The sequence below is a fragment of the Micromonospora sp. A200 genome (assembly GCF_029893845.1).
GTDB lineage: Bacteria > Actinomycetota > Actinomycetes > Mycobacteriales > Micromonosporaceae > Micromonospora > Micromonospora purpureochromogenes.
Genome location: NZ_JARXXY010000022.1, coordinates 56958 through 68084 on the forward strand (window position 1 = coordinate 56958; position 11127 = coordinate 68084).

Genomic DNA, 11127 nt, shown 5'->3' on the forward strand with positions numbered 1-11127 from the left:
CGGGTTGACTGGACTGCAACACCTCATCGACGACGACCTGGCCACTCGCTTGCGCCGGTGTGCACGAACGTGACGATGAGCGGCTGTCACAGGTTGTGACGGTCGTCGGTCGGCAGGCGGGGCGGCTCCGGTGGCTCCGGGGACTGGTCGGGCTGACCGAGCTGCGCGACCTGGGTCGGGTCGAGAACCCGAGAGAGGAACGAGCGGGTCCGTTCGTGCTGCGGCGCGCCGAGCACCTCCTGCGGCGGCCCCTGCTCGACCACCACGCCGCCGTCCATGAACACGACCCCGTCCACCTGGGCGAAACCGGGATCGACGGCCCCGTCCAGAGGCATACGCTCGGGGCGAGCCTCAGCCCCCTATCACGGCGGCACAGAATCAGACCGGCCCGGACACGCGTAGGCTGGGGCTATCCCGGAATCGACGACATCCCACTCCTGAGGTGCCCGCCACGCCGGCTCCGTCCGAGGCGATGCCATGTTCGTACCCGACCGCGCCCGATCCGCAGTGGCCCGACCGACCGATCTCCCGCCGTCGGAGCATCGGGAAGCACTCCCCACCTTCCAGCGGCCCAGGTGCCGTTGACCCGCGCCGGCGCGACCCGGATCGGCGTCCGCGCCGCAGCGCTCGCGATAGTCGCCATGGTGATCGGCACCGTCCGCATCGCCCAGCTGCAGCGCCGCCGCTAAGCGGGGCAACCGACGACCCGGCCGGACGGGTCGGCGAACCTGGCATCCCGCCCAGCGCATGACGCAATTCCGCGCACGACTTCACCGCTACACCCCGGTCACGGCGATAAGGATCCGACATGATGCCATCGACCAACGCCCTCGCTCCCCCATCGCCGCCATCGACGCCGCGCCTTCGGATCGAACCGACCCGGTCCGCGCGCACGCTGCTCGACGGCGGCTGGTGGCCCCGCTCGACAGATCCGCTCGCGGAGCTGCCCGGCCTCATCCTCGCCATCGACCTACTGCGCGGGCCGATCGTCCGGGTGGTCCTCAGCGCCGACACCTGGAACGGCAATCCGCGCCGCCTGGCCGTCGACGGCAGGGTCCTGCGGTTGGGATACTTCACCAGTCAGCCCGCCAGCCTGCTGACCGCGATCTGCCTCAACGACGACCGGGTCGACCTGCTGGTCGTGCCGCCGGAGACCGCGGCCGACCTGGCCGAGGCGGCGATGGCGCTCGCCGCCACCGCCGGCAACCGGGTCCATGCTCCGCAGCTGCTCACCGCCGCGGGCACCATGTCCGACGCGAGGGCCGACAGCGCGGGCAGGCGCACCTGGGAGGGGGAGGGCGGCCGTCTCCGCACCGCCCCCGACGCCCCTCCCACCGTCGCTTCCCGCACGTCCGAGGCTGGACCAGCCGGGAAGTTCGCGCCGGTCGAACCGGCGTCCGCGCCGGCAGCACCTCCGCCGAGGCGGCGGAGGACCGGTGATCTTCCCACCATCACGACCGAGGAGCAGAGCATGACAATCGCCCGGCACACGATCGTCTCCGCGCTGCGTCGACGCGGCCAGCACACCAGGGCCGACTGGGTCGAGCGGGAGCTGCCGGAGCAGGTCGACACCACCCGGCACGCGGGACTGCTCGCGACCCTGCGTCTCGACCCCGCCGAACTCGGCGAGCCGACAGCTCGGTGAGAGTCGCCCTGCTGGGACCTACACGGGAAGGCAACACACGCCGAGTCCACGCTGGCGCACCAACCCGCAGGTTCGTCACCATCGCGGCCCTCGTCGGCGAGATCCAGCGCACGCCTTGAGCAGCGCCGCGTCGACCGGTTCTGGGCGGCCGACGTCCTGCCGGCCGCCGGGACTGAACTGCCTTCATGTCGAACCGAGCAGCAGTACCTACGGAGACGACCCCCATGCGCTACCTCAGCGACGTCAACCTGCGCGCCGTACTCATCGTCCTCATCGGCCGGTCCGGTCGCACTGTGGACGTCAGCAACGAAGAAATGTACGACGCGATGCTGCCAGACCACAGCCACGGCGAACGAGTGCTCATCGAGGAGACGGAGACCGGCCTCCGACTGTCCATCGTCTCTCGCCCATAGTCCGGACCGCGCAGCACCAAAGACGCCAAATCCCCGGACCCTGCTCCGGCTCAACCCGGTGCTGCCCGACGGGCTCGACCAGCTCGACTGCGTGATCCGGTACCGCAACCAGTTGATCTCCCTGCATGTCTAGCACGAGCGGTTGCGAATCTCGGTCGCCCCCGGGTCGGAACAGCCCGTCCCGGTGGCCATCCGGGACAGGTCCTTCATGCTCTCCCCCGGTGCGACCGTCACCGTCGCGCTGCACCGCGGGGCCCCGCAGGCGAGTCGACCGGATCACGGCGACGCACCGCAGCTGTCTCATGTCCGCCCGGCGCCGGTCGTCGTCTCGTCCGACGGCTCCGGCGGCGACGCGCGATCCGTTCGCTCCCGCTCCTGTCGCCGGCGGTCCCGCCGCCGGTCGACGAGCGCCGCGAGCAGTAGCGACCCGGCGGCTGCGGCGCGGCCCCACCGGCGCAGGGCGACGCGGATCGGGCCGGGTGGTGGGGGCGGGGGCGGCCCGGGCACCACCACCCGGTCGACCCCGGGGTACGCGAGCCGGGAAGCCGAGACCGCCTCCTCCTCCGATCGCACGGCCCGGTTCGCGGTGATGACGATGTGCCGTGCCTCGTCCCGGTAGCGCCACCGCCACAGTTCGCCCTCCGGCCACATCTCGATTCGCTCCCCCGGCCTGTCCCTGGCGGGGATGTCGGAGGCACCGGAGGGATCCTCACCGTCGGACCCGGGGGCCGCCCGCCGCGCCGCCCGCCGCAGGTCGGCGCGGGTGAGTTCGCCGATGCCGGCGGCGTCGCCGCGGCGCAGCGCCCGCGCGACCAGGAAGGCGAGCAGCCCGGCGAGGAGCGGCAGGACGAGCACCAGCACCTGGAACACCGACAGCAGGTCGTAGACGGGCACCCCCAGGAGCCGGGCGAGGATGTCGTCCCCGGCGGCGACGGTCAGCACCACATAGAAGGTCAGCGCTACGACCCCGACGGCCAGCCGGGCCGGGTGGTCGCGGGGCCGGTCGAGCAGGTGGTGCTGTCGGTGGTCCTTCGTGCGCAGCCGCTCGGCGAACGGCCAGGCGTAGAGGGCGAGGAAGGTCAGCCCGCCGAGCACTACGCCGGGGAAGAACGGCGCCGGCACCAGACGCCCGGCGATGCGGAACTCCAGGGGTGGGAACAGCCGCAGGGCGCCGTCGCCCCACGCCACGTACCAGTCGGGTTGAGCCGGTGAGGTGGCCTGGGCCGGTTCGAACGGGCCGTAGATCCAGACCGGGTTGATCTGCACCAGGCCGCCGAGGGCGAACAGCACCGCCAGCACCCAGGCGAACAGGGCGAGCGTGCGCAGTGTGTAGCTCGGCCACAGCGTCGACCCGACCACGTTGTGCTCGGTCCGTCCCGGGCCGGGGAACTGGGTGTGCTTCTGTCGCACCAGGATCCCCAGGTGCAGCGACACGAGGGCGACGAGGACGGCGGGCACCAGCAGTACGTGGGTGACGTACATCCGGGGGATCATCGCGTCGGAGGGGAACTCCCCGCCCAGGGCCAGGGCGGCCAGCCACGCCCCGGCCACCGGGATCGACTCCACCACCGAGGTGATGATCCGCAGGCCCACGCCGGAGACGAGGTCGTCGGGCAGGGAGTAGCCGGTGAAGCCGTTGGCGAGGGCGAGCGTCAGCATGGTCACGCCGATCAGCCAGTTGAGCTCACGGGGTTTGCGAAACGCGCCGGTGAAGAAGATCCGGGCCAGGTGCAGCACGATCGCCGCGACGAAGACCAGCGCGGCCCAGTGGTGGGTCTGCCGGACCAGCAGACCGGCCCGGACGTCCCAACTGAGCCGCACGGTCGAGGCGTACGCGGCGGAGGTGGTGGCGCCGTCCAGCGGGGCGTAGTCGCCGTGGTAGACCCGGTCGGCGGAGCTGGCATCGAAGAAGAAGGTGAGGTAGACGCCGGTGAGGATCAGCGCGACGAACGAGTAGAGCGCGATCTCGCCGAGCATGAACGACCAGTGGTCGGGGAAGACCTTCGCCAGCGCTCGGCGGGTGACCGGGGAGAGCCGCAGCCGGTCGTCGAGCGCTCTGGCCAGCCGGTCGGTGATCACGGCCGGCTCCAGAAGCCGGCGCCGGGTGGGGCGGTGAAGTCGCCGGTCGCGCGGAGGAAGCCGTCCGGCCCGACCTCGATCGGCAGACCGGGCAGCGCCCGCGCAGCCGGGCCGGCGACCGGCCGGGCGTCCGCCAGCAGGTCAAACGACGACTGGTGGCAGGGACAGAGCACCCCTGCGGCGCCCTTGAGGTAGAGCCGGACCGGACAGCCGGCGTGCGTGCAGAGCAGTGAGTAGACGACCAAGCCGTCGAGGTGCCCGCCGGAGGGCGGCCGGGAGAAACGCGCCGGGTCGAGGCGGACCGCGAAGGCGGGCCCGTCCCCGGTGTCGAGGTGACCCTCCGGGAAGATGCCGACCACGGTGTCGGCGGGCACGTCCTGCGGTCGCAACGGTCGTCCGTCGGCGTCGACCAGCCGCACGCCCGGCCCCCACGGAGTGTCCTTGAGGTCCTGGACCGGGCGGGCACCGTGGAACGGCAGCAGGGAGCGCAGCGGGAACAGCGCGGCGGCGCCGAGCGCGGTCAGCGCCAGCCCGAGCGCGGCGAGCGGGCCCCGCCGCCGCACCGGGCTGTCCGGCGCGGTGAGCACCGCGGCGGTCATCGCCTGCTCCGCCGGGGTTGGCGCGAAGCCCTCGTGCTCCTCGACGTAGCCGCCGACCGGCACGAGCCGCCGCCCCCAGACGGCGAGGCCCACGGCCAGTCCGGCGAAGGCCACCGCGAGGCAGATCCCCTCCCAGCGGGTGTTGCCGCCCAGCCCGTACGTCACGGCGAACCCCACCGCCCCGGCCGTGCTGGTCAGGAACGCGGCGACGACCCGACGGCTCGCCGCCCGCTCGCTCGTCGACGGACGTCGACCGCTCAATCCCCCGCCCTCCTGCCCAACCATCGGGCGGCGGCCACCAGCAGCGCCAGTACCGCCAGCCAGGCGACCAGCCCCTCGGCCAGCGGGCCGAGCCGGCCGAGCGGGTTGCCGCCCCGGTCCAGCCGCTCACTGCGCAGCCGCTGCACGTAGGCGGTCACGTCGTTGACCTGCTGGTCGTCGAGCACCTGACCGGGGAAGACCGGCATCAGCCCCGGGCCGACGCGGACCGCCTCGGCCACCTGCGTCGCCGTCGCGTCGTACAGCGGCGGGGCGCTCCGGCCGTTGGTCAGCGCGGCCCCGGAGCCGGTCGCGCCGTGACACGGGGCGCAGTTGGCCGCGAAGATCTGCCGGCCGGAGGTCAGGTTTCCCGCCGAGACCTGGGGGATCTGCGGGCCGCCGCCGCCGAAGCTGTCGACGTGGTCCACCAGTGCCGCGATGTCGTCGGCCGAGAACGCCGGTTCCCGACGCTGGGGCTGCTGTACCTCCTGCGAGACCGGCATCCGTCCGGTGGAGACCTGGAAGTCCACGGAGGCGGGACCGACGCCGATCAGGGACGGTCCCCGCTGCGTACCCTGCCCCTGCTCGCCGTGGCAGCTGGCGCAGTGCTCGAGGTAGATCGGGGCGCCCCGGTCCCCCGTGCCGGCCGGTGGTGCGGAAGCGGCCGGGGTCGCGGACTCCCCGGGGCGCGGTGCGGGGGCGAGCGCCACCGGGCCTGCGGCGAGCAGCAGCACCGTCCCGACCGCGAGGGCTCGGTGCGGGTGCAGGGCGGGCCGACGGATGGCCGCTCGTGATCGCCGCATAGGTCAGTCCAGGGTGTAGAGGTAGGCGGCGATGTCCTGCGCGTCGATTGCGGTGACGCCCAGGTTCGGCATGGCGGTGCCCGGCTCCACCGCCTGTGGATCGGCGATCCAGCGCTGCAGGTTGTCGGCGTTGTTGGGCAGTTGGCCGGCGATGTAGGAGCGGGCGCCGAACCGGGTCAGGGGCGGGCCGACGAGGCCGCCGGCGCGGTTGACGCCGGGGATGGTGTGGCACGATCCGCAGCCGTACTGGGCGATCAGTTCCGCGCCCCGGTCGGGCCGTCCGGTCCGCGACTCCGGTGGTGGCGGTGGGGTCGTCGAGGCGCAGGCGGTGACCGCGACGACCGGCAGGATCATGAGGGCCGCACCGAGCGCCCAGAGCCGGCGGGGCACCATCATCGGACCATCCTTTCCGTTTCAGCTGTTGTCGCCATCGGTACGGCCCCTTGGGGTACCGGCTTTCCGCGCAGGCCGTCGGGCCGGTCGCGGTCCATCCGCAGCAGCCAGCGCAGGAACACGGCCAGCGCCACGACCAGCACGGCCAGGTCCATCGGCGCCCACATCAACAGGCCGGCGAGTTGCTGGTCGGCCAGCGGGTCGGCGCCGAGCACCCGCTGTGGATAGACCGGTTGCGGGGCGAAGGTGAGCACGGCGCCGAGGGCAGAGGCGGGCAGCATGGTGCCGGCCAGCAGCAGCACCGTCACCGGGGCGGGCGCGCGGTGCCGTGGCGAGCCGAGCACCGGGGCCCAGAACAGCCAGGCCGTGGCCAGGAAGCACAGATGCTCGGTGGTGTGCACGGCGGGCCGGTCGACCGCGGCGGCGTACGGCCCGGGCAGGTGCCAGAACCAGAGCACGACGGTCTGCCCGCCACCGGCCAGCAGGGCGTACGTGCTCGGATGGCGTAGCCGGCGCACCGGCGGCGCCACCCGGCAGCGGGCGAGCAGCCGGCGCAGCGGCAGTGGCGCGGCCATGCTCAGCGGCAGCCCCGCCGCGCCCGCCGCGAGCAGCGGCCCGGCCACCAGCAGGAGCAGCATGTGCTGGGCCATGTGCCCGGCCAGGCCGGACTCCGCCACGTCGTGCACCGGTCCCTGCTCCGCGCCGAGCAGCACCAGCAGCCCGGCACCGAAGGCGCCGACCCGCCAGCCTGGGATGACCCGGCCGGTACCGCGTCGGGTCCACAGCTCCTGGACGCCCCGCCCGTAGCCGGCCGCGAGCAGGCAGACCGTGACGACCGCCAGCATGGTCAGCAGGCTCTCGGCGACCGGACTCTGACCGGGCTCGTGAGCCCGGTAGACGCTCAGCTCTGACATGGCGGCAGCACCAGCACGGCGACCCCGCCGAGCACGATGATCGTCAGGAACAGCAGGTTGAGCCAGATGCCCACCACGGCGAGCATCCTGGACCGGCCGAACGCCCGGTCCTCGGCGCCCGCTGACTGCGCGCCGGCGGTGCGCCGCCACACCAGCGCGGCGACCGCCAGCGAGCCCGCGGTGACCAGCGCCGGGACGACCACCGCCAGCCCGACGGCCGGCCCGAGCGGTACGGCGGAGACGCGCTCGGAGCCGGCGGCGCAGGCCAGTTCGTCCAGGCCCCAGGCGACGAGCACGTGCACCGCCCAGGCGACGGCGCCACCGAGCACGCCGTACCAGAGCAGCAGCCCGCCGGTGAGGCGGGCCCGGGGGCCGGGTCGCGTGGTCGTCACAGTCGTGGGGAGAGGTAGATGGTGAACAGGATGGCGGCCCACACCGCGTCGACGAAGTGCCAGTAGATCGCGCCGTTGCGGACCCGTTCGTGGTGGTGGGCGCCGAAGCCGCCGCCCAGGGAGGTGGCGAGCAGCCAGCCGATCATGGTCAGTCCGACCAGGACGTGCAGTCCGTGGAAGCCGGTGATCAGGTAGAACAGCGAGCCGTAGACGTCGGTGGTCATGGTGAAGTGCCGGAGCTTCTCGGCGTACTCGGTGGCCTGCAGGGCCAGAAAGGTCAACCCGAGCACCATGGTGGCGGCCAGCCCGGACCGCAGCCGCCAGAGCTGGCCGCGCCGGATGCCGCGTTCGGCCCAGATCATGGGCAGGCTGCTGGGCAGCAGCACCGCCGTCATCACCAGCGGCTTGACCAGCTCCGGTGCCCCGATGCCGTTTGGCGGCCACTGCGGGCCGTACTGGAAGCGGAGGTAGAAGTAGCTGCCGATCAGGCAGGCGAAGAGGGTGGCCTCGGTGGCCACGAACATCACCATGCCCCACCAGCCGGTGGACCGGCCGACCGGCAGCTCCGTGCTCAGCGCCTCGGCGCCGGTGGCCGCCGCCACGACTCCGCCCCGACCCGTCATGCCGTCACCCCTGGTTCCTGATCCGGGCGGGGCGGCCAGAGCCAGACCGCGATCGTCGCGATGACCGCGACCATGGCGACGGCCGCCACCGGGTACCAGGCGAAGAGCAGGGCAGTGAAGAAGATCAGCAGCGCGCCGGCGAGCACGAGTGGCTTCAACGTCGACTCCGGCATCTCCACCGCCCGCTCGCAGCGGGCGTCCAGCTCGCTGGTGAACAGGGTGCGGCGCCCCGCACTGAGGATGCGGTCCTCGGTGGCGCCCGCGCCGGTCGACTCGGCGGTCCGTTCGTCCCACACCGGGTGCAGGCTGTGCACCCGGGGCAGGACGGGGAAGTTGTACGGCTCGGGCGGCGACGCGGTGGCCCATTCCAGGCTGTCGGCGTCCCACGGGTCCGCCGGGGCGGGCCGGCCCCGGCGGACGGCGTGCACCACGCCGACGAGCACGAGCAGCAGTCCGAGGGCGAGCAGGTACGACCCGGCCGTGCTGACCAGGTTCCACCCGCCCCAGCCGGGCTCGCCTGGGTAGGTGTAGATCCGGCGGGGCATGCCGAACAGGCCGTAGAGGTGCATCGGGAAGAAGGTGACGTGCATGCCGGCGAAGACCAGCCAGAACGCCCAGCGGCCCAGCCGCTCGTGGTACATCCGACCGGTGATCTTGGGCAGCCAGTAGTAGATGCCGGCGAGCATCGGGAAGACCGCGCCGCCGACCAGCACGTAGTGGAAGTGCGCCACCACGAAGTACGAGTCGGTGACCTGCTGGTCGAACGCGGTGATGGCGAACATCGTGCCGGTGACACCGCCGAGCACGAAGGTCACCACGAAGCCGATGACAAACAGCAGCGGCACGCGGATCACCAGCCGACCGAGCAGCATGGTGGCCAGCCAGGCGAAGATCTGCAGGCCGGACGGAATGGTGATGATGGTGCTGGCCGCGCTGAAGAAGCTGTAGGACAGCGCCGGCAGGCCCGTGGCGAACATGTGGTGCACCCAGACCCCGAACGAGATGATCGCGATCGCCACGATGGACAGCACGATCAGCGGGTAGCCGACCACGCCGCGCCGGGTGAAGGCGGGCAGCACGGCGGAGACGATGCCCAGCGCTGGCATGACGATGATGTAGACGTCGGGGTGCCCGAAGATCCAGAACAGGTGCTGCCAGAGCAGTACGTTCCCCCCGGCGGACGGGTCGAAGAAGTGGGTGCCGAACCGGCGGTCGAGGAACAGCATCGCGTTGTCCAGGTTCAGCGCCGGCAACGCGAAGATCACCATGAGCGCGGTGGCCACGATCGTCCAGACGAACAGCGGCACCCGGTTCAGCGACATCCCCGGTGCGCGCAGCTTGAGCGCGGTGGCGATGAAGTTGATCGAGCTGGCGGTCGTCGAGATGCCGAGGAAGAGCAGCCCGAGGGCGTAGACGTCCATGTGCAGGCCGGGGTTGTGCTGCTCCGAGTTCAGCGGCGCGTACGCGAACCAGCCGTTGTTGGGGGCGGCGCCGAAGGGCAGGCTCGCCCACATGAACAGCCCCGCGAACAGGAACACCCAGTAGCCGAAGGCGTTCAACCTCGGGAACGCCATGTCCCGGGAGCCGATCATCAGGGGGAGCAGGAAGTTGCCGAACCCGAAGAGCATCGGCGTGGCGAACAGGAAGATCATCGCCGTGCCGTGCATGGTGAAGAGCTGGTTGTACTCCTGGGGCGACAGGATGCCCGCCTCGGGTCGGGCGAGCTGGGTGCGCATCGCCAGGGCGCTGAGCCCGGCGAGGACGAAGAAGAACCCGGCGGTGACCAGGTAGCGGCGGCCGATCCTCTTGTGGTCGACCGTGCTGAACCAGGCCCGCAGCGAGGGTCGCTCGCCCCAGTGTTCCGTCAGCCGCGCCAGGTCCTCCCGGCTGACGCCGGGCGACGGCGTGGTGGTGGTGGACATCGTCTCCCCTCCCCGGCCTACTCCAGCGACCGCAGGTATGCGATGAGGTCGGGCAGCTGGGCGGCGTCGACCGGCTGTGGGGGCATCGCGTTGCCGGGCTTGACCGTCTGGGGGTTGGCGATCCAGCCGCCGAGGTGCCCGGCGTCGTTGGGCACCGCCCCGGCGCCGAGGCTCCACCGGGTGCCGACGTTCGACAGGTCGGGCCCCGCCTGGCCCTGGGCGCCGGTGCCCCGCACCGCGTGGCAGGCGGCGCAGGTGCCCTGCAGGAACGCCTGCTGGCCGCGGCGCTCGGCCGCGGTGCGCGGCTGACGGGCCGGGGCGTTCAGGCGGGTCAGCCACGCGTCGAAGTCGGTGCGGGGTTCCGCCACGACCAGGAAGGCCATGTGGGCGTGCTGGGTGCCGCAGTACTCGGCGCACTGGCCGCGGTAGCGGCCGGCCCGCTCCGCCCGCAACCAGGTCTCCCGGGTCTCGCCGGCGATCAGGTCCGTCTTCGGCATGAGCTGCGGCACCCAGAAGCTGTGCAGCACGTCGTCGGTGCGCAGGCGCACCTTCACCCGCTCCCCCACCGGGATGTGGATCTCGTTGGCGGTGGCTCCGGACGCCCCCTGGTAGCGCACCTCCCACCACCACTTGTGCCCGGTTACCTCCACGGTGGGGGCGTCCGGGCCGGGGTGGTCACCGAGCGCGGCGAGGTCGCGCAGACCCACTCCGTAGACGGCGACGAGGATGACGAAGGGCAGGCCGGCGCCAGCGATCGTGACGAAGCGCAGCGGCTGCCCGTGGCGCACCCGGGCGTTGCCCCGCCGGAACACCAGCGCCCAGATCAGCAGCACCATGACCTCGACAACCACCGCCGTGGAGATCCAGAACAGCAGCCACCAGGTGTCGGCGATCCGGGCCGCCCCGGTACCGGCGGGGTTCAGGGCGGACGGCGGGTTGCCGGCGCATCCGGCGAGCAGCGCCACGCCGCACAGCGTCGTCAGCGCCGGGAGAGGGCGCGGTCGCCGGCGCCGCCCGGCGGGTCGGGCCGCGCTCAGGGTCATCCCAGCTGTCGTGTCCACCGGGAGCGACACTAGGCCCTTCTGA

Annotated in this window: 11 protein-coding genes and 1 pseudogene; 2 read left to right on the plus strand and 10 right to left on the minus strand. The window is 72.4% G+C overall.

The window, feature by feature from the left end:
- Nucleotides 1-86: 86 nt before the first annotated feature.
- Nucleotides 87-293: pseudogene (locus M2302_RS21425) on the minus strand (amino acid ABC transporter ATP-binding protein); the annotation flags it as partial.
- A 515-nt stretch (nt 294-808) separates the two neighbouring features.
- On the opposite strand from M2302_RS21425, the gene M2302_RS21430 reads away from it, so the two are divergent.
- Together M2302_RS21430 and M2302_RS21435 are read left to right on the plus strand one after the other, a co-directional pair.
- On the plus strand, nt 809-1645 hold the full coding sequence (locus tag M2302_RS21430; protein ID WP_280839640.1) for a DUF5994 family protein: 837 nt from the start codon (nt 809-811) through the stop codon (nt 1643-1645).
- A 224-nt stretch (nt 1646-1869) separates the two neighbouring features.
- Complete coding sequence (locus M2302_RS21435; protein ID WP_280839641.1) at nt 1870-2058, plus strand: hypothetical protein; 189 nt, start codon at nt 1870-1872, stop codon at nt 2056-2058.
- 300 nt (nt 2059-2358) lie between these two features.
- On the opposite strand, the gene M2302_RS21440 is transcribed toward M2302_RS21435, so the two are convergent.
- From M2302_RS21440 to coxB, 9 genes are read right to left on the minus strand one after another with little or no spacing between them, the layout of a single operon-like run.
- A complete protein-coding gene (locus M2302_RS21440; RefSeq protein WP_280839642.1) occupies nt 2359-4137 on the minus strand; it encodes a cytochrome bc complex cytochrome b subunit in 1779 nt (592 codons plus the stop codon).
- Nucleotides 4134-4997 (minus strand): Rieske (2Fe-2S) protein, encoded by an 864-nt coding sequence (locus M2302_RS21445; RefSeq protein ID WP_280839643.1) that lies wholly within the window; start codon nt 4995-4997, stop codon nt 4134-4136. Before M2302_RS21445 ends, M2302_RS21440 begins: the two co-directional genes overlap by 4 nt.
- A complete protein-coding gene (locus tag M2302_RS21450; RefSeq protein ID WP_280839644.1) occupies nt 4994-5797 on the minus strand; it encodes a c-type cytochrome in 804 nt (267 codons plus the stop codon). Before M2302_RS21450 ends, M2302_RS21445 begins: the two co-directional genes overlap by 4 nt.
- Nucleotides 5798-5800: 3 nt before the next feature.
- On the minus strand, nt 5801-6193 hold the full coding sequence (locus M2302_RS21455; RefSeq protein WP_280839645.1) for a c-type cytochrome: 393 nt from the start codon (nt 6191-6193) through the stop codon (nt 5801-5803).
- Nucleotides 6190-7104, minus strand: coding sequence for a cytochrome c oxidase assembly protein (locus M2302_RS21460; protein WP_280839646.1), 915 nt, complete (start codon nt 7102-7104; stop codon nt 6190-6192). Before M2302_RS21460 ends, M2302_RS21455 begins: the two co-directional genes overlap by 4 nt.
- The gene (locus M2302_RS21465) at nt 7092-7496 is read right to left on the minus strand and encodes a hypothetical protein (protein WP_280839647.1); all 405 of its coding nucleotides are present in this window, start codon (nt 7494-7496) and stop codon (nt 7092-7094) included. The genes M2302_RS21460 and M2302_RS21465 overlap by 13 nt, the downstream gene beginning before the upstream one ends.
- The gene (locus tag M2302_RS21470) at nt 7493-8119 is read right to left on the minus strand and encodes a cytochrome c oxidase subunit 3 (protein WP_280839648.1); all 627 of its coding nucleotides are present in this window, start codon (nt 8117-8119) and stop codon (nt 7493-7495) included. Before M2302_RS21470 ends, M2302_RS21465 begins: the two co-directional genes overlap by 4 nt.
- On the minus strand, nt 8116-10041 hold the full coding sequence (gene ctaD, locus M2302_RS21475; protein ID WP_280839649.1) for a cytochrome c oxidase subunit I: 1926 nt from the start codon (nt 10039-10041) through the stop codon (nt 8116-8118). The genes M2302_RS21470 and ctaD overlap by 4 nt, the downstream gene beginning before the upstream one ends.
- Nucleotides 10042-10058: 17 nt before the next feature.
- Nucleotides 10059-11102: a cytochrome c oxidase subunit II gene (gene coxB, locus M2302_RS21480; RefSeq protein WP_280839650.1), complete on the minus strand. Its 1044-nt coding sequence runs from the start codon at nt 11100-11102 to the stop codon at nt 10059-10061.
- Nucleotides 11103-11127 lie beyond the last annotated feature (25 nt).

Excerpts from the sequence above, each read along its gene's own strand:
- M2302_RS21470 (WP_280839648.1), bottom strand. The coding sequence starts at position 8,119 with ATGACGGGTCGGGGCGGAGTCGTGGCGGCGGCCACCGGCGCCGAGGCG.
- M2302_RS21435 (WP_280839641.1), top strand. The coding sequence starts at position 1,870 with ATGCGCTACCTCAGCGACGTCAACCTGCGCGCCGTACTCATCGTCCTC.
- M2302_RS21450 (WP_280839644.1), bottom strand. The coding sequence starts at position 5,797 with ATGCGGCGATCACGAGCGGCCATCCGTCGGCCCGCCCTGCACCCGCAC.
- M2302_RS21460 (WP_280839646.1), bottom strand. The coding sequence starts at position 7,104 with ATGTCAGAGCTGAGCGTCTACCGGGCTCACGAGCCCGGTCAGAGTCCG.
- M2302_RS21455 (WP_280839645.1), bottom strand. The coding sequence starts at position 6,193 with ATGATGGTGCCCCGCCGGCTCTGGGCGCTCGGTGCGGCCCTCATGATC.
- M2302_RS21430 (WP_280839640.1), top strand. The coding sequence starts at position 809 with ATGATGCCATCGACCAACGCCCTCGCTCCCCCATCGCCGCCATCGACG.
- ctaD (WP_280839649.1), bottom strand. The coding sequence starts at position 10,041 with ATGTCCACCACCACCACGCCGTCGCCCGGCGTCAGCCGGGAGGACCTG.